Source organism: Siphonobacter sp. BAB-5405 (assembly GCF_002872335.1).
In the GTDB taxonomy this organism is placed as follows: domain Bacteria; phylum Bacteroidota; class Bacteroidia; order Cytophagales; family Spirosomataceae; genus Siphonobacter.
The window spans coordinates 273072-296023 of the sequence record NZ_NJAG01000002.1; the positions used below are offsets into that span (position 1 = coordinate 273072).

Below are 22952 nucleotides of genomic sequence, written 5' to 3' on the forward strand. Positions count from 1 at the left end.
TTGATTGGTGGTGGTGTGTTAGCTGGAAAATTGCAGTTTCCATTCACTGGAGACCCATAGTACGTATCGTTCTTCCTGCAAGATACCAGCAACCGACCACTGGTTACAAATAGTCGATGCCAGCTAGCTAGCTGGCATCGACGGGTAAGCGAATTCCGCTACAATTACTTCATTTTGTCATTGAGTAGTTTCATAAAATATCCCCCTACTACACTCCGGGCCTGGAAACCAACTTTTTTACCATCGGTGGTTTCGTGCCAGTCGCTGATGGGTACGCGGGACGAAGTTTCGTGAGCGTATTTCAGCAGCGGCTTCACAAGAGCGTCAAAATCAGCCTGATTGTCCGTTAGCGTTGCCGTCCATACAATCCAGTCGGATTTCGTGTACGTCTTGCGGCTGTCGAGGGGTAAGCCATAGCTGTTCTGCTTCGTCAGGTAATACTTGATTTCCTTTTCGTACACCGACTGCGGGAACAGTTTCAGTCCCAGAACCTTATCCCATACCAGGTTATACTTCTGGCTCCAGGTTCCTTTCTTATCGAAGGTCAGTGCGTAGTGATCGCCGTCGTCGGCAATCTGCATCCACTTCTGTACCATTTCTTCGGTACTCTTGCGGTACTTTTCAGCGGTGGCCTTTTCGCCCAGTTGCTCGGCCATCATCGCGTAGCAGCCCAAGCCGACAATCGCCTTTACCGAAAGGTTGGCATTCCGGGCCAGGTGACCAGCGAAGTCGTCCGTGCAGAGTTGATTGGCCGGATCGAATCCATCTTTCAACAGGTAATCAGCCCAGGTCGTCAGCGTTTTCCAGTGCTTGCGGGCGTAATCGGGTTTGCCTTCGGCTTTCACAATGGCCGCCGTCAGAATAATCATGTTGCCGGATTCTTCCACGGGCATGTCTTCGCCGTATACCTGTGCATTCGCCAGCGGGTACGTACCCAGATCGTGAGCCGCAAAGGGCTTCGTCCATTTACCACTTTCGCTGTAATAGAAGATACCGTTGAGCATACCTTTCAGCAGGTCGGGGTTGTACAACAAATACAGCGGAGCCGAAGGATACGTAACGTCCACGGTGTTGATACAGCCATTACTGAAGTTTTCCTTCGACAGATACAGAATGTCACCCTGCGGACTCTTCACCAGCTTATGAGCCGCCGCCGCCTGACGATAGCCCAGTACACACAGCTTGGCGTACTCTTCTCCGCCCGACTTTTTGGCATCGGCATAGACCTGGCGATCGAAGTCATTACACTTTTCCATCACCGATTTATAATCCTTGATGGCCGCGGTAATTTCCCGCTCAATGGTCGATCCGTTTTCTTTCCACCAAGGCTTCAGATTCGTACCGAAGTATTGAATCGACTCAATGTCGTCGTAAGCTACCGTCAGAAATTGCTCTTTCGGTGTAGCATTCACCGATCCCAGATTGACGATCGTATTCAGAAACAGGGATTTACCTTCTGTAATCATTGAACGCTGAGCTTTCAGGGCAGGCAGTGTACTCACGGTCTGATCGGCCTGGTTCTGCTTGGGAGCTGCCACGTAGAGATAGCCCCAGTCAATGCGAAGGTCATCGCCACTCTTTTTCAGGATGGCCTGCTCTTTCGTACCGGTTTTCAAGGCGACGTAATCATTGGTTGAGGCCGTTGCCGCCGTTACGGACTGCGTGGGTACGTTGGTCGCCAGACTGCTCGATACGCCAAAGTAAAAGTTTACCTGGTGAGCGGCTCCATCGTTGGCTTTTACGCGGTACGTCACGTAAGAAACCGGACGAGCGTACAACGTTAAGTCATTCATTAACAGCGGCGAAGCAAAGGCTACGTCCAGATCTACTTTACCACACGTAAACGAATACTTGGTTTGCGTGGCGGTAAAATCCATGCTCTTCTGCGTGGCCGCCTGCATCGTCGTTTTTTCATTCGAACGCATTTCACTCGACAAGCCCGCGTCCAGCCAGGCACCACCCGCCGTGTTAGCCACGTGAATGGCCAGTACGTTCTTTCCCGCTTTCAGTTTTGACTGAATGGGAATGTAGTTGACCTTGGTGATCCAGCCCTTGTGCGTGTAGACTTTTTCGCCGTTCAGATAGACTTCGATGTTGTCGTCGTGCTGTATTTTCAGGTATACCTGACTCGCGGGCACCTGCTTGAGCGTGAAGCTCCGGCGGGTCCAGAGGTCTTCGCTTTTCCAGAGCGTAGCGGCCTGGTTCTTGTCATCGCTGAAGGGGGCTTTGCCCGTTTTCCAGTCGCTATCCGAAAAGTTCAGCGTATTCCAGCCGTTTTTGGGTTCTTTTTCGGTGTACTGAACGGAGTACGCCATTTCATCCGCCGTAGGCAGGATGGTTTCGTAGCCTTTCGCCTCTTGCCCCAGGAATCGATAATTGACGCCATCCACGGTCAGAACGCCCAGCAAGGGTTGATCGGCACCGGTCCAGTGTTTCGTGGGTGAAGCCGTCAGTTCGTCGGTCGTTGACCAGACACTAAAATACGGATCGTGCGTAAGCAAGGGATACGCCGGGGCCCGTCCTACCTGGGCCTGAGCCCAGCCACCCGCGGCCAGGGCGGCCAGCAGTAAAAGGTGTTTTTTCATAGTAAATAGGGAAAAATAATAAAGCAGTTTACGTAAAAGGGATCGGTTGAAAGCTGTAGTTTTTAGGGGTTGTGAGGAATTGAAGATGAGTTTAACAAGTCTGTTTTATGTTCCAGAGGCATGGCTGGTCATTTAGTACGTAAGAATTTATTAACAACCGATTAGTCTCAATGAATCAGTACTTCGTCATTTAAAGACGGCTGATCTCTTAGTCCGTATCGCAAACACCGCTCTTTTCATCCCGCTCCAGGCTACCGCTTTGCGGATGAAAAAGGCGGCTTTTCGCGATAGGACGGGGCCTGGGTTTATGTCGTCAACAGTACTAACTCGCTAGAAACTAACAACATTACTACTGTTCGAAGATGAAAACCTCTCCCGCGTATCAGCCATTCCATGGGGGCCATTCCATGGGGTCGCGGAACGAGCTACGATAGCCGAAATGCGGTGGCCCTGAGCAGGCTGTCGCCCCCATGGAATAGTTAGGCGTGAAATGGCCCGGCATGGATTGCTGATCGCTACTGAACAGCCGTGCTTATGGGACCAAACTTGGTCTAGGTGAATAAAGAAGCTTCCTAAAAGCAACAAGCCATAGTTAAATCATCACTTACCAAACCCAAAGAATACTTTAGATAGATAGCCCGGGGCATGACCCCGGGCCGGGTCTCAGGTTAAACAGACAGTAACTTTTAATGAGTTAAAACCCTGATTTGCAAGGTTATTTTACCTTCTGAGCCGGAACGCCTTCGAACGTGATTTTTACGGGTTTGATTTCGCCTTTTTCATCGAAATACATGCGTTCGATACAGGTTACCCGGTGATTGGCGTCGGTTTCTCCCAGTGGACGACGGTGGTAGATGATGTACCATTCATCCGTACCGGGCCGCTGGATGACCGAGTGGTGTCCTGCTCCGGTGGCTACTTTTGCATCCTGCTGCAAAATTTTACCGGCTCGTTTGAAGGGTCCAAAGGGAGAATCGGCGATGGCGTACGCAACGGAATAGTTCGGGCCAGTCCAGCCGCCTTCGGACCACATGAAGTAGTACTTGCCATTCCGAATGAACATGATTGGCCCTTCGACGTAGTTTTCCGGCGTAATTTCCTTGAAGGTTGAGCCATCCTCGGCCGGAATGAATCCGCTGAAATCTTCTTTTAACTGAGCAATGTTACAGTGTCGCCAGCCGCCGTAAATGAGGTAATATTTGCCGTCTTTATCCTTGAATACAAACTGATCGATGGGCTGGGCACCGTTGTGAAATTTATCGACGAGGGGTTTGCCCAGCAGATCCTTGAACGGTCCGGAGGGCTTGTTGGCCACGGCGACGCCAATGCCCCCTTTTTCCTGATCATTCTGAATATCATTGGCTCCGAAAAACAGGTAATACTTGCCTTTTTTCTCGATGATGGCCGGAGCCCACAACGCCCGTTTGGCCCATTTTACCGCACTGGTATCGATAATGTTGGGATGTTTTTTCCAGGTCACCAGATCCGGCGAAGAAAAAGCATCCATGTGTACCTGCTTATTGTAAGGAGCCGAGTACGTGGGATAGACCCAGTACGTCTTCCCGAAAATTACGCCTTCCGGATCAGCATACCAGCCCGGAAAAATGGGGTTACCCGAGGTTTTCTGAGCATCAGCTCCGAAAGCCGCACCCGCCAGGGCTAGTACCAGGAGACTTTTTTGTTTGAGAGATTTGGACAGCTTCCGCATGAAACCAGACAATAGTGTTTGAGAGGATTGAAAACTAGAACTATTACCAGTAAAAGTACCATCTTGTTCGTTTCAACTCATCTCCTAAAAACTTCGTCGACTTTTGATCGTCAAAATAGATCGGCTTTTTGCCGGGTTGCGATACGGGAAATGTATGAATCTGAAGCGGATTGACGCAGGTCATCTGGAATAAAAAGGCAGTAGAAAAGTTTTACAAATGGGAAGCAAAACCAACCGTTACTAAAAAAACTTCCCGAAAGGATTGACGCTTCCGGGAAGCATTGATCAATAGGTCACTTTTTGAATGGGCGAAAAAATCGGGTCTTCTACCCCACTGACTTTCAGTTTGACACGGGCAAATACAAAATTTTGCGTCGGTGTCAGTTTCGGTACCGTCACCTGCATCTGAATGCCACTCATGGTTTTCAGATCGGCTCCTTTGATTACCTGAGCGGCAATGTTGGTCCGAACGTCTACAAAATCCGTTTTGCTGATGTACAGAGCCACTTCTTCAATCGTTTTAGCCGAGGCGTCGGTAATAATTTTTTCAATCGAAAACTGCGTCGAAACCTTCGACTCTCCGCCCGTGAAGGTGGCATTACGAATCATGTAGTACGGCAATACCTCCAGGTCCAGGGTCTGACTGCCGCGTACCTGCACCGGAATGGTATCCGATTGCGTTTCGGCGTTGCGAATGGACCTGAAAGGCCCCTGATACGAAGGAATCACCAGCTTGTAATTGCCATCGAACAAGGTAGAGGCGTACGAGCCATTTTGATCGACCGTCACGTTAATCGGTCCTTTTTTGCCCCAGCCGGGCTCCCAGAGTTCGAAGGTTACGTTGTTGTATTCGACGCCAATGGGTTCACCCTTATACACAATCCGACCCTTCAATACCGCAGACGGCGGATCGTAATTATCAAATTTACAGGCCGTTAGCGAAGCCCCCAGCAGTAAAAAGAGAAGATATTTTTTCATCGGTCTAATGCGTTTACTGGTTCGGGTTTTTCACAATTTTGGGGTTGTTGTTCCGGATGTCTTCGTTGATGAACGAGTAGTAATTGCCCAGCCGGAAGCGGTGCGGGTTGGTCACGTTCGAAGGAATGATCTTCTTGAACACCCACTTGCCATTCTGCTCGGTACCCGGAGCGTAGATTTTATACGGCCACAGGCCGAAAATGCGGGTACTGGTTTCGGTAGCTACGCCGGGCTGAGTCGTAAGGTCGGTCGCGTTGCCATTCCAGACTACGTGAGCCAGCCGCCAGCGTTTCAGATCCCAGAAAATGTGGTTTTCAAACGCTAGTTCTACTTTACGTTCGTGCACAATGCGGTCGAAACTCAGGTCAGCCGCGACCAGATCTTTGGTAAAACCGGCCCGTTTCCGAACCTGATTCAGGTACTCGGCAGCCTTGGCCGACTGCCCCAGTTCGAGGCAGCTTCGGCGGCGTTGAGCAGTACTTCGGCGTAACGGTAGCGAATCCACCAAACTTCACTCCGGGTGCCGAGTTGCCCGGATCCTACGGTCGGATCCTGGTACTTGCGGACGTAGAAGCCCGTCTGAGCACTGTACTCCAGCCCGTCGATGGGACCGTCAAACCCAACCACCTGTTCTTCCGTCGTTTTGCCGGGCAGTACCTTGCGGGAGCCGAAATTGTCACCCGTAATGATGGAATTGTTGGCCAGAATGTACCCGGCCCAGATGTCTACGGTTTTGCTTTTAAACTGGCTTCCCGGCAAAATCACGGTTCCGCCTAAACGAGCATCACGACCGGCAAATAATTCCAGCGGATTGGAGAAGTACCGATAGCCGCCATTCGCCTCCGTGTAAGCATAGGGAGCAAAGGTGTTGTCCAGTTTTTCGAAGGACTGTACCAGATTCAGCGAAGGATTCAGGCGACCCCCCTGCTGTTCCTCGGCCACCGAACGCGGCTGGTTGCTGATCGTCCAGTCGACGGTTTTACCACTTTTGAGTTTAAAATCCTTCACGAAAAGGACTTCGGCATTGTTGGATTTATCCGTAAACAAACTGGCAAAGTTGTCCTGCAAATCCGTCGGCTTTTTCAGATACAGCGAGTATTGCCCCAAAGCGATGAGTTCCTCGGCTGATTTCAGTGCTTTTTGGTAATAGCCCGCCGCTTTATCGGCAGCGATGCCCACTTCCCCACCGGGCAGAGAGACCTGAGGGGTATTGACCCCGTACTTGGCAATCGAACCAGCGTAGAGAGCCGCCCGGGCTTCGGTGGCCAGAGCCAGTCCTTTCGTAGCCCGTGATTTCACGTTAGCATCCGCCGGCAAATCATTTTTGATCGCCTCCATCTCCGCAATCACGAAGTCATAAATCTCGGATTCCTTCGCCCGGGCGTATTGCAGGTAGGTGGGATCACCACTGAAGTCATACGCCAGGGGTTCCAGAATCAGCGGTACGCCGCCCATGCGTTTCACTTCCTCGAAGTAAAACGAGGCTCGTAGGTACCGGGCTTCGGCCAGGAAACGTGTTTTGTCGCCAGCACTGAGTTGGGTCGCCTGTTCGCATTTCTGAATGAACAGGTTCATTTCCCGCAGGTAGCCGTAGTCCCAGTAGTTCCACCAGTCGTAGCTGTATTCCTGGTTTTTATGTCGGTAGTACTCCCCGGAACTCGAAGCAAAGGCTTCGTCGAAGTTGGCGTACTCCACCCACCTTTCCGTGCTCTGCATATCGGGATAGCGATCGTACAAATCGACCAGTACCGTCAGAACGAGATTCGGACTCTGCCAGACTTTATCGTTGGTGAGAATATTGGTCGGGTCTTTATCGAGAAACTTCTCATCGTTGCAGGACCAGCTCACCAGCATCAGGACCAGGCAACTGAGGTAATGCATTTTTTTCATAGTCAGGGTATTAGAGCGAGAGGTTCACCCCTACGTTGACGAATTTATTTTGGGGATAAGCCAGGCCGTTTTCTTCCGAAATCTCCGGATCAATACCCGCCTTCCGCAGATTATCGAGGGAGAAGAGGTTGTAGGTATTGAAGTACACCCGAGCCCGTTTCACCTTGATTTTTTCGAGCATTCGCTGCGGAATGGAATAGCCGAACTCCATCGTACGCATCCGGAGGTAGGTGACGTTAGTAAGCCAGAAATCCGACGAACGGTTGTTACTGTGGCCGCCATCGTTGAAGCGTAAGGCCGGGAATTTGCCGGGAATCCAGGCACTGTTGAGGTCATACGGATTTTCGCGGTGCCAGCGATCTTCGTAGAAGTCTTTCAGTAACGCCCCCGTATTCTGGAAGGGCCAACGCATCTCCCAGTTTCGGATCACGGAGTATCCCGAACCACCCGAGAAGTCAGCTGTAAAATCAAAGCCCTTCCACGCTAATTGTAGGTTGATGCCGAAATTGATCGTGGGGTTACTACCGGCTCCATTCCCGATTGGACGCTGGTCATAGTCGTTGATCATCCCGTCGCCGTTGGTATCCTCGTAGATCAGATCTCCGGGTAGTAAGGTTTTGTTGCCCTGACCGTCGATGTTCACGCCGTATTCGGCAATCTGATTCAGTGATTCAAACTGACCGATGACGTGATACCCCCAGTACAGGTCATTCCAGCGGTTTTCACCTGAATTGCGGTAATAATCCCAGGAATTGTTCCAGCGGGGTTTGTACGAACTCAGGAATTTCCGGCGGGAATACGACAGGTTTCCACCAATCGTAAAGTTCAGCTGATCGATTTTGCTGGTGTAAAACAGCGAACCTTCGCCGCCCAACTGAGCATCGCTGTTAACGTTTTCGTCGGGCAGGCCGTAGCCGAGTTCAGAAGGAACCAGCACATCGTACTTCCGGCCGCGTAAGCCGGAACGCTTCCGGTTAAAATAGTCGAGCGAACCACTGAATTTGCCGTTCAGGATGGTGTAGTCCAGACCGAAGTCCAGAATTTTCGAAGTAAACCAGGAAATGTTCGTGATGGGTACCCCCCGGTCCCGCGAACCTTTAATGACTTTCCCATCAATAATGACCGTCGAGGAACCGTAGTTGTAACCGGATACGTAATCGAAATCACCGATGCCTACGTCATCATCTCCCAGTGCCCCGTACGATCCGCGAAGTTTCAGATTGGTCAGTACGCGGTCACCTCCTACCCAGTTCTTGAAGAAAGGCTCTTCGGTAATCCGCCATCCACCGGAAATCGAGGGAAAGAAACCCCAGCGTTTCGAGGGAGCAAACTTGTAGGAAGCATCCCGCCGCCCGGCCAGTTCCAGAAATAACTTGTTCTGGTAGTTGTAGTTCAGGCGTCCGATGTACCCGGCCCGGGCCGTCTGAATGTCGCTGTCGTTGTAGGTGTCCATATCGGCGAATTGCAGCAAGGGCAGTTCGTTGGTTTGCGGTACCGAGTGCACCCATACGTCAATTTCGCGGCGGGAAATTCGCTCGGCCACAAATGTGGCAGCCAGGTTGTGTTTGCCGAAACTGTTCTGGTAATTGACCTGTCCCTGCACTACGTTTTCGAGCACTTTCCGCGTACCCCGCTCCCGCCAGGGGTTGGTACTGCCGCCCGTACGAACGTAGGTATCGGTGTCTTTATAGTACGTATAGGCATCGTACGTGTATTCGTGACCGTTCATTAAGCGATCCGCGATGTAGTACGAGTAGGTACCCTTGGCCGTTAGTCCTTTGATGGGCGAGCGGTATTCGCCCGTGAAGTTGGTTTGCAGCACCCGCCAGTCTTCCCGCCAGTAACCGGACTTATCCTTATTCAGCAAGCCCCAGTTCGTATCGTTGTGACCGATGTCGTTAAGGTACGCGGGATTGTCGTTGGCAAAGGGACGTTCGGTGGGACGATTGCGAAACAACGCAAAACGCGGTCCCCAGTAATCATCGCTGCCGGGTACACCGGGGTTATCCCGCGTTTCAATCCGGCCATTGATTTGTACGCCGACTTTCAGGGAATTCGTAATCTGGGCGTCGATATTACTCTGAATATTGGTTCGTTTGAACGTAAACTCCCGACCCAGTACGGAGTTCTGAAACAGGTGCGTCGCCGAGATGTAGTAATTGATTTTATCGGAACCACCTGTTGCGTTAACGTTGATGTTGTACTGCGGAGCGTTCTTCTTGATGATGTAGTTGTGCCAGTCGAAACTCTTGTAACCAATTTCGGTACCCTGCTGCCATTTGGCCAGTTCTTCCGGCGTAATGTCCGTGCGGCCGTACTGGTTCATTTCCCCGTCGGCCTTCCCCAGCATCCATTCGTAGGCGTTGGTAGTACGGGGAAAACGCGTCCAGTTCTGTACCCCCGTATAGGCATCCACGTTGATGGTGTTTGGGTTACCCATCTTGCCGCGTTTGGTTGTCACTACGATTACGCCATTAGCCGCCCGTACGCCATAAATAGCCGCCGAGGCGTCTTTGAGTACGGTAATGCTTTCAATGTCGTTGGGGGAAATGTTGTTAAACTGTCCCGCGTCTTTCTGAATGCCGTCAATGACATACAGCGGGTTTCCCATGTTCCGGATCTGGATGTTGGCACTCGAACCGGGCCGCCCATCGGTCATCCGAAAGGAAACGCCGGGAATTTTTCCCGCCAGTCCACTACTCACGGTCGATCCGCCGTGTACTTTTTCGATGTCTTTACTGGAAATGGTCGAAATCGCTCCGGTGATGGATTCTTTCTTCTGCTCGCCATAGCCCACGACTACCACTTCATTCAAGGCCTGATCGGTGGCCTTCATCGAAATGTTGAGTACCGTCTGCGTACCAACGGCCAGCTCCTGCGTTTGGTAGCCAATGGAAGAGAACACCAGAATAGCATTATCATCGGGAATATCCAGCCGAAACGTCCCCGTCGCATCCGTCGTGGCTCCTTTCGACGTTCCCTTGACGATGACGTTAACGCCCGGTAATCCTTCGCCCGTTGCTTCATCGCGTACGGTGCCGCGAACGGGAATATCGGCCGAAGGCGTCGCGTGCAGCAGCGACAGCAAAGGCGTGGTGGCGTTCACCGAAGGCATCACAAAGGAAGTCCTGGGAGGTGTGGTGGCAGGTGTGGACTTTTCCTCCGGCGTAACGACGTAGGCATTTTCTTTGACTTTCTGGTACGTCAGCCCCGCCGGATACAGGATCGCCCGGAGGGCCTGTTCCGCCGTTCGGTGGCTTTTCAGCCGCTCAACCGGAATCGATACCGGATCGACCACCCGGTTCTCGAACAGAATATCCACTTTATACTGGGTCTTGATTTCCTGCAAAACCTTGCGGAGCGAGCGATACGCCGGAGCTTTAGTTTCCTGCCGCAGGGTTTCAGCACGGGCGAAGGTCTGCGAGATGCCAATCCCCGGTAGCATCGTCAAACCCGCCCATAAGCAGATGGGTAGCGTTTTTTTCATAGATAATCGTAAGAGGTAGGATTAGTTTTTTTCGGTAAGGGTAATGCGTTTGCCTACGCGTTCCACGTTCAGATTCAGTACCAGTTGCAGGGCGTTTAATAACTCATTTCCGTCCTTGGCATTGAAGGTTCCGCTGACCATTCGCTGGGCGAGGTTCTGATTCGGAATCTTTACTTCGTACCCGTAATTCTCTTTCATCAGCTGAGCAATTTCGGAGAGTTTGGTATCGGCAAACACGTAGCGGTGCTGCGTCCAGGCGGCCACCTCCTCGGGTTTCGGCTGTTTCGTCAGAGCGAAGGAACCCACGGGGGTCAGGGTTACCTGATCACCGGGTTTCATGGTTAGCGTCCGGCCCTGTTTCTGGAAATTCAACTGTACTTTTCCCTGCATGAGTACCACCCGGGTACCGCGTTCCCGGTTGAACACCACAAACTCGGTCCCGAGTACTTCCACGTCGAGGTTGCGGTCGGTTTTGACGACAAAGCGGCGATGGTCTTTCGTGTGTACTACCGAAAAGCGGGCTTCTCCATTCAGGATGACGTTCCGAGGGCCATTGCCGAAATCGAAACGGGGGTACTTGAGCGTCGAATTAGCATTCAGGGTGACGTGGCTGCCATCGGGTAGTTCGACGGGAAGTACCTGACTGTATTCCGTTTGATAGGTTTTATACTGAAGGGTATCCCGAAACAGCCAGCCTGAGCACAGTAACAATACCCCCGCCGCGGCAAACCAGGGTTTCCAGGACCATAACCGACGGCTAACGGGCCTGGCTTCCATCGGCTGGTTCCCCTGTTGCATGAACAACTGGTATCGTTCGAGAGCCGTTTCGGTATCGGCCACGTATTGGAGTTGCTGCGATTCCCACGCGTGGAGGGTTTCGTAGAACAGGGTTCGATTTTCCGGCTGCTGAAGCCATTCTTCAATCAACCGGGCCTGCAAAGGCGTCGCTCGCCCGGCATGATAATCCATCAGATGGACTCGGGTAATCGATTGCATACGTTGAGGAAAATGAAAAAGATGGGATAAAACCTTAGCAACTGAAGAGCACGATCAGGAACAAAAGCCCCTCGTCTTTCAAGACGAGTCGGAGTGTCGATAACGCCTTACTAATGTGCGTTTCGACGGTTTTTATACTGATTTGAAGTTCATCGGCAATCTCCTGATACTTCCGGTTTTCGAAGCGGCTCAGCAGAAAAACCCGCTTGCACTGCGAGGGAAGTTGTTCAATCGTTTGCTCAATTTTGCGTTGCAGCTCGTCGAACTGGACCATTTCGGCGGGCGACGGCTGGTAATCTACTACGGACAACTGCTGCGGATCGGTGCTCTGGCGGGATTTCTGTAATTCCCACCGCAGGTAATTATACGAACGGTTCCGGACGGCCTGGTACAGATAGGCCACGAAGGAAGTCGTGACGGATTCATACACCCGATCACTCCAGAATCGACAGAAGACCTCCGAGACTATGTCTTCGGCCACTTCCCTGGAATACACCAGTCGAACCGAATGACTGCATAAAGCCGCGTAGTATTGCCTAAACAGGGCTTCACAGCCCTTCTGGGGGTTTTCCTGAAATAATAATTGTAACGATTCTTCCGTGTCTTTTCCCATCGGATTACGTGGATTGAAATCCACCAATCGGGCGGCGGGTAACGAACGGATTACCGGAGTAGGTACAGGTACAGACATAAGTCAGCGGTTCCAGCGAGTAAAGGGATTCACTGAGCTTATTGACAAGTAGGTATTCAAACACCCTGAGTCACTTTTATAATTTTTTATATATTTTTTTCGACCTTAATAAGAATAACTAATTCCGTTTAAAAATGCTAGTCTAGTTCTTCCTACGAATAATTCTATTCATCCGAATTACGAACTCAGGGTTTCGGCCTACGAACTTGTCCTGAGTGTAGCTTGATTTATTCCCTACCTTTGCACGAATTCAAAGTACCCTTGAATGAAACTATACCTCTTGCCTGTTTTATCTATTTGCTTTGGACCAACGCCTGTCCAGTCAATGAATTGGGCAGCGTTGGCTCCGGGCCATTACCGGAATGGGCTCTTGTGCCGTTGTGCATCGGGTATGCTCGACTGGCTACGAAGGCATCAAAATCATACGCTTAACCTCTAATCCTTACTTATTCACTAACGTCCCCGTTCATTAGCTACGCTTACTGACTACCTCTAAACAATCCACTACCAACCACTAACTACCAACGCTCGATATGATTCGTAGTTTGCTTACCCTTCTCACGCTGGGCTTCTTTTTCGTAACGGCTCAAGCTCAAACCACAACGGGCGAACCCGTCAAAGTGGTGCCCGGTCGCTGGTCGGCTCAGAAAGCCAACGACTGGTACGCCAAGCAACCCTGGCCCGTAGGTGCCAACTTTACGCCCAGCACGGCCATTAATCAGCTGGAATTCTGGCAAGCCGATACCTGGGATCCGCAAACGATTGACAAAGAACTGGGCTGGGCGGAAGGCATTGGCATGAACGTCATGCGGGTGTTTCTGCACAATTTGCTTTGGGAAAATGACGCTGAAGGCCTCAAGAAACGCATGGGCGAGTTTCTGACCATTGCCGATAAACACAAGATCAAGATTCTGTTTGTACTCTTCGATTCCTGCTGGAACGACGATCCGAAAACCGGCAAGCAACCCGAACCCAAACCGGGCGTACACAACTCGGGTTGGCTGCGGGCACCCGGTACCAAGCGGATGTTTGACTCGCGTACCTGGGGATCGCTGGAAGCGTATACGAAGGGCGTCATCGGAGCTTATGCCAACGACAACCGTATTTTAGGCTGGGATTTATTCAACGAACCCACCAACAATGGCTACAACGATGCCGTGATGCCGCTGCTCATCAAGTCGTTTGAATGGGCCCGGGCGGCCAAGCCTAGTCAGCCGATTACGTCTGGCTGGTGGCATGACCATCCGTTATCCAACGGATTTATGCTGGCCAACTCGGACATCATTACGTTTCACAACTACAAATCAGCGGAAGAGCTGGAAAAACAGATCCTTGAATTACAGAAACTCGGTCGTCCGATGATCTGTACGGAATACATGGCCCGCAAGCACAACAGCCTCTTCCAAACCTGTTTACCCATTTTCAAAAAATACAAAGTGGGAGCCATTAACTGGGGTCTGGTAGCGGGGAAAACCAACACGTACTACGCCTGGGACGAACCCATTCCCAGCGGCGATGAACCCAAACTCTGGTTTCACGAAGTGTTCCGCAAAGACGGTAGCCCCTACAAAGCCGAAGAAGTACAGGTAATCCGGGAGCTGACCAAGAAGTAATTCATCCTGCGTTTGTACGAATCTATCCCGAGAGCACTCGATGCTTTCGGGATATTTTTTTGTCGCTATGCCAGCGAATGTATTGATTTTCATCAATCAAACAGGCTATCTTTGTTCTGCCCTCTTACTACGTCATTTTTCCAGTTTCCCAGGCTACGTATCCTTTTTCGGCGTACTGCAGCTGCGTGACTGGTAGATGCCGTGACTTTCCCCCAAGCGTTCGATCCCGCCAGTACGATCGTCTTCGAGAAAGCCTTTTCTTTTAATGGATGGCTTGACTGCTTCGGTCAGGCTGTTTCCGCTGTACCCTATTACAAACCTTTTATTCCACCTTTTATCACTTTTATTTCATGAGAAAAGTGTACTTCTCTTTGCTCCTGAGCCTATTTGCTCTGGTTGCTACCCGTACGAATGCCCAGGGTCTTTTTATGAGTATTGATGCCATCACCAAAAACGGCACTCAGCTCAAAAACCATCAAAATGAAGTTGAACTCAGCAGTATCCAATATGGTATAGAAAGTGAGGCTTCTTTTGTAAAGGGAACTGGGGCTGCCCTTGGAAAACCTACCTTTAGTGCCCTTACGCTTACCAAATTTTATGACATTTCCAGTACAGCTCTGATCGACAAAATGGTCACGGGAGTAGCTATCCCAAAAGTCGATGTCAACTTTTACGACCGGGAAAATCGGATTTCGTATCGAATTCAACTGGAGGATGTGTTTGTCACTTCGTATCAAACCAGTTCTACGGGTACTTGTGAAGGCGGTTGTCCGGGTTTACAGGAGTCGATTAGTTTTGTTTTCAAAAGATACAGCATCTTTGACACAAAGAACCAGGCCGAAACACTACAGCAGAAATTTAGCTTTGATATCAGCACGGGTAGAAAATTTTAACGCCAGACCATTCGTATGTTGATACGCTTTATTTATCTCCTCCTTGGGTGTATCGGGTGGTTGGCTCTACCGGGGTATTCGCAATCAAGAGTTCCTCACCCGCAAAAAATCAGCCCTTATCAGGCGACCAAACGGAAAGTGGATAGTCTTCAGCAACGAACGACTGCCGGATACTTTTCTGCCCATTCAACGGCGATCCGTACCATTTCCAGACCGCTGGCTGGGGGGCGACAACTGGCTACTACCTGCGACAGCTACTTTTGTACCCGGATTCGATCTCCCCTACCCGTCACCTGGGTAGATGTGACGGGCCAGCGGCTCAGCGAAAATCAGGTGAAAATAACCTGGGAAACCGCGACCGAAGTCAACAATCAATACTTTGAGGTACAGCGTTCGTGGCAGGCGACCGAAGGCTTCGAAACCATCGCAACGGTACCGGGTGGACACACGTCCTCCCGGACGCTTCGCTACGAATCCATCGATGCCAACCCGTTTGCCGGAATTACCTATTACCGCATCAGGCAGCTGGATACGGATGGCTCCTACTCTTTTTCGAAAGTAGTTTCGGTGAAGGGATACGAACAGGTTCTAGCCGTAAGAGCGTTTCCAAACCCGGCGGTCCGGCAAAAGATTACCTTTCAGCTCTCCGGACTAAAAGCTCCCCAAGCGGTTGCCGTTGAATTATATAATTCACGGGGCATGCTGGTCTACCAGCGAAAGGATCAGCCTTTATCGGATGACTTTCAGCTTGAGGTTGATCCTACGGCTCATCTAGCTGCGGGTTTCTTTTTCGTAAAGATTCGTACGAATACCCAGCTCGCTCAGGCTTCGTTTGTCCTGCTGCCCTAGCTTCGCTTACGTTCCTAAAAAAAGGTACTGGTTGACGAGCCAGTACCTTTTTTTATGGAATCCGGAGTAGAGTCATGTGGGATAAAACCTCCGCACCGCCTACATCGACGAAACGCAATTATTCGGCGGAAATTGATCGCATGAATCTGGTAGGCCGGGCTGGCTTTTCGACGAGTATCGGTTACAACTCTTTCAGCATCCAGATGGTGCAGCTGTAATGCCCCGAATTTCCCAAAGCCTGTGGGATGTAATGAAAACCCATTTTCTCGTACATGCCCACTGCGGCCGACATTTCGGCAAAGGTCTCCAGATACAGTTGGCGATAGCCCAGCGACTGGGCGGTATCAAAACACTGTTGCATGAGGCGTTTACCAATGCCCTTGCCCCGGGAGGCGGGTGTCAGGAAAAAACGAACCAGCTCGGCACAGCCGTCGGGCAGACCACTGGTCGGTGATACGCCGCAGCCCCCCAGGATTTCGCCGGATTCTTCGGCTACCCAATAGGCCGAGCCCGGTTTTTGAAAAAGTGCAAATAGATCGTCCGTGGTAGGATCCGTATGGGCAGTTCCTTGCAGGGGTACATGAAATTCTTCAATGGAACTCCGGATAATCTGGGCTAAACGGGCGTTGTCTTTCGGTTCAATGGGACGAAATAGCATACAATCAAGAGGGAATGAACGTGAAAAAAACCGGCGTTTGACTTCCAGCCTTTAAAAATAAGGGTCTGAAACGAAAACATCCCGAAGCGTCGCGGCTTTCGGGATGTTTTATCTATTGCCTCAGGGGTTGTTTCGTCTAATTTTTCGGAATCATTTTCAGACAAACGGGCATTGAAACGGAAATCTCCTTGCCCGTGGGCGTAATTTTTCCACTTTTCGCATCGCGTTTAAATACCACGACATTATCCGTATCGCGGTTCGCTACCAGCACCAATTCGCCGGAAGGATCAATCATGAAGTTCCGGGGGTGTTTGCCGCCGGAAGACGTAATATCTACCAGCTTGAGCGTACCCGTTTTAGGATCGATGGCGTAAATCGCGATGCTATCGTGCCCGCGATTCGAACCGTACAGGAATTTGCCGTCCGGTGATACGTGTAAATCAGCACAAATATTTTCACCCTTAAAATCCGTTGGTACGGTAGACAGACTTTGCAGGGGCGTTAAGGTGCCGTCTTTGCTGTAGGCGTAGGCCGTTACCGTTTGATTCAGTTCATTAATGGCGTACACGAATTTACCCGATGGGTGGAAGGTAAAATGTCGCGGTCCTGCTCCGGGAGTGGCTTTGGTGGGTTTGCCTTCGGTCAGCTTACCCGTTTTTTCGTCGAGCTGGTAATACGTGATTTCATCCATACCCAGATCCGGCACAAACACATCGCGGTTATTGGGAGCAATATTGATGGAATGGACGTGAGCTTTTTCCTGGCGTTTCTCGTTGGGTCCTTTTCCTTCGTGTTGAATGGTTTGCTGCGGGGCTCCTACGCCTCCGTTTTCCAGCACCGGTAAAACGCTCAGACTGCCACCGCCGTAATTACCGACAATCACCCATTGGCCGGTACGATCCACGGCTACGTAGCAGGGGCCCGCTCCACCCGAGGATTCTGAACTCAGTTTGTCGAGCGTCCCGGTCTTAGTATCAAACGTAAAAGCGTATACGGCTCCGCCATTTTCCATTTCACCCACGGAATACACCTTTTTTTCGTCCGGCGACACGGCCAGGTACGAGGGATTTTTCAAACCTTTGGCAACACTTTCCGGAGCAAATTCGCCGGTCTTCGTATTAAAGGAATAGACATAAATCCCTTCACTGGATTTTTGCGTGTAGGTACCAATCAGGAGATGATATTCATCTTTTTTTGGACGTGGCGGCGAAATCAGTTGAGCCGAACCAAGTAGACCCAGGCCTATGGAAATTACAGTTAATGTTTGCATGCATTCAAAGGTTTAGTAAAGCCCAAAGCTATACGTTATTTACTCATTTGGTATGGGATTCCCTGAATCGAGCAGTCGCCGTTTTTCCCGGGCCAGTTTCCGCAATTTCTTTCCGGGATCAAATCGCTTGGCTACGGTGAGTCGGTAATTACCGGTCCGAATGAGGTACTCAGTCCGACTGGCCCCCGCCAGACTCACGTCCGAATTCACCAGCGATACGTTCACATTCCACAGTCGACTGTTGTAGCCCAGTACCGCCCGATAATTCACATTGGGCCGTACGTGCAGGCGAGTCTCGTGCTGATCGTCTTCGTATTCGTGGCTCATCGTCAGATTCAAATTGGCCGTCAGCGAACCCGTGGCAAAAAAATGTCGGTTCAGCACCCAGGTATACGCGTACCCACCACCCGGTCCGAGCTTATAAAAGCGTACCTTTTCAATGGTATACTCCGGAGCCAGAACTGAAGGTTTCAGAGCACTGTCTGCCTTGATAACCCCGTAGTAAATTTCCGCACCATAGAGCCAGGAACCCGCCGATTTTTTCTGCCATTCGTTCTGTACGAAGGCGGCCCGGTACGAAAACCGTTCGCCATTGCTCAGCCGATATACCGAAGCTCCGACCATCCGCAGCTTTAAATCGGGTCGTAAATAATACGAATCCGATTTGATTTCCTGGGGTTTCAGGTAATACCCCCGGTAGAATTGACCGTACACGTCGGTGACCCAGTGCCGGCTGTACAAGTGCGATTGCAAATCCAGGTACTTGGTTTTCCCCTGCCCATGATCCGGATTTAGAAAATCAAAGCCGTAGGCAGATTCAGGGTAAGCGATTCATAAGTAGCCCCCACACCCAGATTGAGCGAGGTGTTGGGTTTGTACGTGAGCCGCATTCTGGAATTATTCATTCGTAAGCGACTGTACTTCTGTGACATATACACGCGACCTGTCAGCTTTCGCACATAAGACGAAATATAGCTGGTGTCGATTTCGGAGCGGGATGAATGAGCTTCCACCGAACCCGTACCCATGACCAGCAGAACCGGCAAGAGTTTAAAAAAGGAAGTCATCGCGTAGGGGTATCAAGGACTTGGAATGTCTAAATGCTGAGAAAAGCGGTAAAAACCAGGGTGCCCGTGCAGCCTTTGATCCGTATTAACTCGGAACCCCTCCGGATTGTTTCGTTATCAAAAATCATAAAGTGTTGATAATAGGTTATTTATCTATATTTAAATCTTAACTTGCTTCATCCCATTCCTCAACCGTTTTTCCTATGTCTACCACTGCATCCGTTTCACAAACCTGGGCTCATCGCACCCAAGGTTCTGCTTCTTTGTTACTGGGCATTCCACTGTACGTATATGCCTGCGTACTGGCTTCGCTGAGCATTTTTGTGGGTGTACTCTGGGATATTTCCTGGCACATGTCCATTGGGCGGGACGGCTTATTTTCGGCCCCTCACCTGTTGATTTACCTGGGCTCGGCTTTTGCGGGTACGTTCGCCGGGTATCAGTGTTTAAAAACTTCCTTCTGGGGTACGCTGGAAGAGAAAAACCGTTCGGTTCACTTCTGGGGAATTTTTTACAGCTCTTTGGGCGGACTTTTCTGCATCTGGGGTAGTATGGCCGCCCTGTCTTCGGCTCCGTTCGACGACTGGTGGCATGCCGCTTATGGCCTCGACGTGGAGATCTTTACGCCGCCCCATTCCGTACTGGTGTTTGGACTCATGACGATTCAGTTGGGAGCCCTATTTATTGTCATGGCGATTCTGAATCGGGCAGATCGGGTAACTTCGCTCAGCGATGAACAAAATCAGCAACGCGTACAGCGATTACGGCTTTTGTTTATGATGACGGCGGGTTTTCTGCTGGCCCTGGTGTACCTCTTCACCTCCGAATTTATTGACAACTCGCGGGGTCACACATCGCTGTATTATCAGGTTTCGGGTTTTGTGTTTCCGCTCCTGCTTTTTGCGACCGGACGGGCCTCGGGCCACCGCTGGGGTGGTACCATTATCAGTGCGGTGTACATGAGTGTACTGCTGATCACGAACTGGATACTCCAGCAATTTCCGGCCGAGCCTTTACTCGGACCGATCCTGAATCCGGTTACGCATTTTCAGTTTTACGGATTTCCCGTTCTGCTCGTTATACCGGCCATTGCCTGTGATCTGGTAGCAGCTCGCCTAAAAGGTCGCAACGACTGGCTACAGGCCCTTGTCCTGGGTTTGGTGTTTGCAATCGTGTATGGCGTGACGCAATGGTTTTTCTCCGAATTTCACTTTACCTCGCCTCTGACGCGAAATAAAATCTTCGGCAACTACACCTGGTATTTTTCCAACGATCCCAACTGGAAATACCGCTATACCTACGGCCCCTGGGCTATTGAATCGGCCACTCAACTGGCTTCCGGCCTGGGTATAGCTCTGCTTATTACCCTGGTTTCAACCCGCTTGGGGCTGGCCTGGGGCAAATGGATGCAGAAAGTTGTTCGCTAACCTACCCTCCTCCTGACTTTGATTTTCATGAAATACTTTTTTTCTTTTTTCGTGGGCTTACTGTTGCCCTTGCTGGCTCAGGCTCACGTCGGTAGTTCGGGCGTAGTGTTCGAAGGGGTTGCTGGTAAATATCCCGTACAGGTGTTTGTACAGCCCCCGGACGTTATTCCCGGCACGGCAAAAGTAACCGTACTGGTGGGAATGGGTCGCGTAGAGCACATCAGTCTCAAGCCCATCTATTTTTCGGCGGGCGACGAAGGTTCACCCCAGGCTGATCCAGCCCTACCCGTGGGCAGCGAACCGGGCCAGTTTGAAGGGTCCGTCTGGTTTATGGAAACGGGCTCTGCCAGTGTACAGGTAACCATTGAAGGAAGTCTGGGTAAGGGTATCGTCGTAGTACCCATCGTCGCCGTATCAACCGCCACCCGCGAAATGCCTGCGGTAACGGGTTGGGTACTGGTGGGTTTAGGGGTCTTGTTAGTGGGCTTGATGACGACCATCTTCGGAGCCAGCCTGAGCGATAGCCTGCTCATGCCCGGACAGGCCGATACGAAAACCAGTCGCCGCCGCCGCGTGACCGGCTCCGTACTGGGAGCTACGTTTTGCTTTGGTATTCTGTTCATTGGAAATAACTGGTGGAAAGCCCGGGCCGATCAATACCGGGATTTTCTGTATAAACCGTATCAGGCCACGTCCAGCGTAACGACCCAGGCCGGACAACCCGTGCTAACGCTCCGTATTGATTCGACATCCCAGCACCGACGTTCGCTGAGTTATCTGGTACCGGATCACGGCAAACTCATGCACTTGTTTCTGGTACGGCAAGGCTCGATGGATGCCTTTGCCCACTTGCACCCCAATCGCCTGGATTCGCTGACGTTTCAGGCGGCCTTACCGGACCTCCCGGCGGGCAAATACCTGCTGTACGCCGACATGGTACGGTACCAGGGCTTTTCGTACACCGTAACGGACACGCTCGATATTCCGGCCCTCCCCCGTTCGACGTCCAAAACCCTTACCGCTGATCCGGAGGATACGTACGCGGTTACATCGTCGGTAACGACTCAGCAACCTTTGCCTGGCGACCGGGCCATTACGGTGTGTGGCAAACCGGGTGTAAAAACCAAACTACAGGATGGCTCCACGATTGTCTGGGAAGCCCAGCCCAATCAAACCTTCCAGACGGGTAAGGTCTACTCCCTGAATTTTTCCATTCTGACGCCTGACGGCAAACCCGCCGTCTTACAACCGTACCTGGGCATGATGGGACACGCCGCCGTATTTAAAAATGACGGTCAGGTATACATTCACCTGCACCCGACGGGTACTTTTTCCAGTGCCTCCCAGCAAATTCTTGAAAATCGGATTGCTGAAACGGAACGGAAGGCTCGCAACCCATCGTCCCCGCAGGTATTCCGCGACAGCGTCGATCAGGTACTGGCGAAACTGGCTACATTGCCCGAAGCCGCCCGGGACGCGGCTCTCATGCCGGGCATGAAACACGAAGGCCATACCAACCACCTGAGTATTCCCTATGCCTTCCCCCAATCGGGAGCGTATCGGATCTGGGTTCAGGTTAAACGTGAGAATCGGGTACTTACGGGCGTGTTTGATGCCAAGGTGTTATAGCCTAGGTAGCGAGTACTCCATCAAAAAAGGGGACGAATCCGAGCTGGATTCGTCCCCTTTTTAATGCCATTCATTCGTGATCAGTCTTCCTGATTTCCCTTAATTATGATTACTTAAAACAGTTTACACCTTATACTTACGTTCGCTCTCCTATGTATTGGTCCCGTCTCAACCTGTTTGATTAAGGCACGTAATCAATAACCCTTTGGAGCCAGCTTTTGAATGAATATTTCTCTCTGATGGCCGGATTCAGTGGAACATATGGTAGCGTTAAAAAGGCATCCAGTTCCGCTTCATTGGTTTCAGTTAATACGAAAAAGTTGTTCGGATGATAAAAGTCCTCTTCTACTACTAAATCGTTGGTCGTAATTACTTTCTTCTGCCAGTTAATACCATCAAAAATCCGGAACGAAAAACCTGCGTGGGCATCCATCTTAAAATCGAGAATAATTTCCGTATTTTTTATCAGGCGTAGCTGTTCTTCGTAGGGTACGATGGTGTGCAGACAGTTAAAGTTCTTTTTTATAAACGCAGGTATCTTTCCTTCATCCTGGGGCTGATAGACAAAGTCAAACCGTACGGGTTGTAATTTAGTGGTTATGTATTTGTAGAATGATTGAATAATCTCGACGCGGGAAGGATGATACGAACTAATGTAGTATATTTTATACGCCGATTTATTTTGTAATGGATTGCTATCTAATCCCGGATAATCTACGTAAAAATTAGGAGCGTATTCAACACCGTAAGCTTTGAACGTATTGATTTCCGTCCGATCAAAAATAAAAAAACGATCAAACCATTTTATTTGGGGAAGCACCTGAGGATTCAGCGTTAACCCATCATAAAAAAAGGAAATAAACTTCACGCTTCTTTCCTTGGCTTCCAGTAAAAGTTCAGTAGAAAATAGATCCGATCGAATGACGAGCGTAACCTCATACCGTTCATATTTCTGAATTAACGATCGTCGTTTACTGGTTAAATACTCCGCTTTCAGGCTCCTTTTATCGGATGAAAATAGCTTCTTAACCAGATAATTCATTTTCCGAAAGCTATCCTGGTAAGTAAAAGCGTATTGATTAGTATGCACCACTACCACCTCATAGCCCAGATACGTAAGATTTTTTTCAATCACTACGTACAACTGATAATCCCAGGGGACAATTAATAAGAACTTCGGTTTAGCAGGCATTTCAAACGGTAATTTCTCT

17 protein-coding genes and 1 pseudogene are annotated in these 22952 nt (G+C 50.5%); 6 read left to right on the top strand and 12 right to left on the bottom strand.

Going from position 1 to position 22952, the window contains the following annotated elements; all coding sequences use genetic code 11:
• Positions 1–164 precede the first annotated feature (164 nt).
• From BWI97_RS02245 to BWI97_RS02275, 7 genes and pseudogenes are all read right to left on the bottom strand, one after another.
• Positions 165–2585: a glutaminase family protein gene (locus tag BWI97_RS02245; protein WP_102199868.1), complete on the bottom strand. Its 2421-nt coding sequence runs from the start codon at positions 2583–2585 to the stop codon at positions 165–167.
• 715 nt (positions 2586–3300) lie between these two features.
• Positions 3301–4293 (bottom strand): glycoside hydrolase family 43 protein, encoded by a 993-nt coding sequence (locus tag BWI97_RS02250; protein ID WP_094811971.1) that lies wholly within the window; start codon positions 4291–4293, stop codon positions 3301–3303.
• A 285-nt stretch (positions 4294–4578) separates the two neighbouring features.
• Entirely contained in the window at positions 4579–5271 is a 693-nt protein-coding gene (locus tag BWI97_RS02255) for a DUF3823 domain-containing protein (protein WP_102199869.1), read from the bottom strand.
• A 13-nt stretch (positions 5272–5284) separates the two neighbouring features.
• Positions 5285–7161, bottom strand: a pseudogene (locus BWI97_RS02260) (RagB/SusD family nutrient uptake outer membrane protein).
• 10 nt (positions 7162–7171) lie between these two features.
• The gene (locus BWI97_RS02265) at positions 7172–10648 is read right to left on the bottom strand and encodes a SusC/RagA family TonB-linked outer membrane protein (RefSeq protein ID WP_233207730.1); all 3477 of its coding nucleotides are present in this window, start codon (positions 10646–10648) and stop codon (positions 7172–7174) included.
• Positions 10649–10669: 21 nt separating this feature from the next.
• On the bottom strand, positions 10670–11644 hold the full coding sequence (locus BWI97_RS02270) for a FecR family protein (RefSeq protein ID WP_102199870.1): 975 nt from the start codon (positions 11642–11644) through the stop codon (positions 10670–10672).
• 34 nt (positions 11645–11678) lie between these two features.
• Positions 11679–12335: an RNA polymerase sigma-70 factor gene (locus tag BWI97_RS02275; RefSeq protein ID WP_233207731.1), complete on the bottom strand. Its 657-nt coding sequence runs from the start codon at positions 12333–12335 to the stop codon at positions 11679–11681.
• A 533-nt stretch (positions 12336–12868) separates the two neighbouring features.
• On the opposite strand from BWI97_RS02275, the gene BWI97_RS02280 reads away from it, so the two are divergent.
• The 4 genes from BWI97_RS02280 (at position 12869) to BWI97_RS27580 (ending at position 15908) form a co-directional block, all read left to right on the top strand.
• Positions 12869–13948, top strand: coding sequence for a 1,4-beta-xylanase (locus BWI97_RS02280; RefSeq protein WP_199181977.1), 1080 nt, complete (start codon positions 12869–12871; stop codon positions 13946–13948).
• Positions 13949–14298: 350 nt separating this feature from the next.
• The gene (locus tag BWI97_RS02285) at positions 14299–14841 is read left to right on the top strand and encodes a type VI secretion system tube protein Hcp (protein WP_102199871.1); all 543 of its coding nucleotides are present in this window, start codon (positions 14299–14301) and stop codon (positions 14839–14841) included.
• A gap of 15 nt (positions 14842–14856) precedes the next feature.
• The gene (locus BWI97_RS02290) at positions 14857–15690 is read left to right on the top strand and encodes a T9SS type A sorting domain-containing protein (RefSeq protein ID WP_146010850.1); all 834 of its coding nucleotides are present in this window, start codon (positions 14857–14859) and stop codon (positions 15688–15690) included.
• 74 nt (positions 15691–15764) lie between these two features.
• Positions 15765–15908 carry a hypothetical protein gene (locus BWI97_RS27580; RefSeq protein WP_158242669.1) on the top strand — a complete coding sequence of 48 codons (144 nt, stop codon included), beginning with the start codon at positions 15765–15767 and terminating at the stop codon, positions 15906–15908.
• Here the strand turns inward: BWI97_RS27580 and BWI97_RS02295 are convergent.
• The 4 genes from BWI97_RS02295 to BWI97_RS28895 form a co-directional block, all read right to left on the bottom strand.
• Positions 15872–16348 (bottom strand): GNAT family N-acetyltransferase, encoded by a 477-nt coding sequence (locus tag BWI97_RS02295; protein ID WP_102199873.1) that lies wholly within the window; start codon positions 16346–16348, stop codon positions 15872–15874. The two genes, BWI97_RS27580 and BWI97_RS02295, sit on opposite strands and share 37 nt — an antisense overlap.
• A gap of 136 nt (positions 16349–16484) precedes the next feature.
• Positions 16485–17618 (bottom strand): lactonase family protein, encoded by a 1134-nt coding sequence (locus tag BWI97_RS02300; protein WP_102199874.1) that lies wholly within the window; start codon positions 17616–17618, stop codon positions 16485–16487.
• Between the two features lie 39 nt (positions 17619–17657).
• The gene (locus BWI97_RS02305) at positions 17658–18371 is read right to left on the bottom strand and encodes a DUF4421 family protein (protein WP_255157834.1); all 714 of its coding nucleotides are present in this window, start codon (positions 18369–18371) and stop codon (positions 17658–17660) included.
• A 38-nt stretch (positions 18372–18409) separates the two neighbouring features.
• On the bottom strand, positions 18410–18685 hold the full coding sequence (locus tag BWI97_RS28895) for a DUF4421 family protein (protein ID WP_094811948.1): 276 nt from the start codon (positions 18683–18685) through the stop codon (positions 18410–18412).
• Positions 18686–18888: 203 nt separating this feature from the next.
• Between BWI97_RS28895 and BWI97_RS02315 the strand changes: the two genes are divergently transcribed.
• A complete protein-coding gene (locus BWI97_RS02315; RefSeq protein ID WP_146010851.1) occupies positions 18889–20112 on the top strand; it encodes a hypothetical protein in 1224 nt (407 codons plus the stop codon).
• A gap of 27 nt (positions 20113–20139) precedes the next feature.
• Complete coding sequence (locus tag BWI97_RS02320) at positions 20140–21741, top strand: hypothetical protein (RefSeq protein WP_102199876.1); 1602 nt, start codon at positions 20140–20142, stop codon at positions 21739–21741.
• Between the two features lie 181 nt (positions 21742–21922).
• On the opposite strand, the gene BWI97_RS02325 is transcribed toward BWI97_RS02320, so the two are convergent.
• Positions 21923–22933, bottom strand: a complete 1011-nt coding sequence (locus BWI97_RS02325; RefSeq protein ID WP_102199877.1) for a hypothetical protein — start codon at positions 22931–22933, stop codon at positions 21923–21925.
• Between the last annotated feature and the right edge of the window lie 19 nt (positions 22934–22952).

Coding starts and splice junctions, on each gene's coding strand:
- BWI97_RS02245 (WP_102199868.1), bottom strand. CDS start 2,585: ATGAAAAAACACCTTTTACTGCTGGCCGCCCTGGCCGCGGGTGGCTGG.
- BWI97_RS02250 (WP_094811971.1), bottom strand. CDS start 4,293: ATGCGGAAGCTGTCCAAATCTCTCAAACAAAAAAGTCTCCTGGTACTA.
- BWI97_RS02255 (WP_102199869.1), bottom strand. CDS start 5,271: ATGAAAAAATATCTTCTCTTTTTACTGCTGGGGGCTTCGCTAACGGCC.
- BWI97_RS02265 (WP_233207730.1), bottom strand. CDS start 10,648: ATGAAAAAAACGCTACCCATCTGCTTATGGGCGGGTTTGACGATGCTA.
- BWI97_RS02270 (WP_102199870.1), bottom strand. CDS start 11,644: ATGCAATCGATTACCCGAGTCCATCTGATGGATTATCATGCCGGGCGA.
- BWI97_RS02275 (WP_233207731.1), bottom strand. CDS start 12,335: ATGTCTGTACCTGTACCTACTCCGGTAATCCGTTCGTTACCCGCCGCC.
- BWI97_RS02280 (WP_199181977.1), top strand. CDS start 12,869: ATGATTCGTAGTTTGCTTACCCTTCTCACGCTGGGCTTCTTTTTCGTA.
- BWI97_RS02285 (WP_102199871.1), top strand. CDS start 14,299: ATGAGAAAAGTGTACTTCTCTTTGCTCCTGAGCCTATTTGCTCTGGTT.
- BWI97_RS02290 (WP_146010850.1), top strand. CDS start 14,857: ATGTTGATACGCTTTATTTATCTCCTCCTTGGGTGTATCGGGTGGTTG.
- BWI97_RS27580 (WP_158242669.1), top strand. CDS start 15,765: ATGTGGGATAAAACCTCCGCACCGCCTACATCGACGAAACGCAATTAT.
- BWI97_RS02295 (WP_102199873.1), bottom strand. CDS start 16,348: ATGCTATTTCGTCCCATTGAACCGAAAGACAACGCCCGTTTAGCCCAG.
- BWI97_RS02300 (WP_102199874.1), bottom strand. CDS start 17,618: ATGCAAACATTAACTGTAATTTCCATAGGCCTGGGTCTACTTGGTTCG.
- BWI97_RS28895 (WP_094811948.1), bottom strand. CDS start 18,685: ATGACTTCCTTTTTTAAACTCTTGCCGGTTCTGCTGGTCATGGGTACG.
- BWI97_RS02315 (WP_146010851.1), top strand. CDS start 18,889: ATGTCTACCACTGCATCCGTTTCACAAACCTGGGCTCATCGCACCCAA.
- BWI97_RS02320 (WP_102199876.1), top strand. CDS start 20,140: ATGAAATACTTTTTTTCTTTTTTCGTGGGCTTACTGTTGCCCTTGCTG.
- BWI97_RS02325 (WP_102199877.1), bottom strand. CDS start 22,933: ATGCCTGCTAAACCGAAGTTCTTATTAATTGTCCCCTGGGATTATCAG.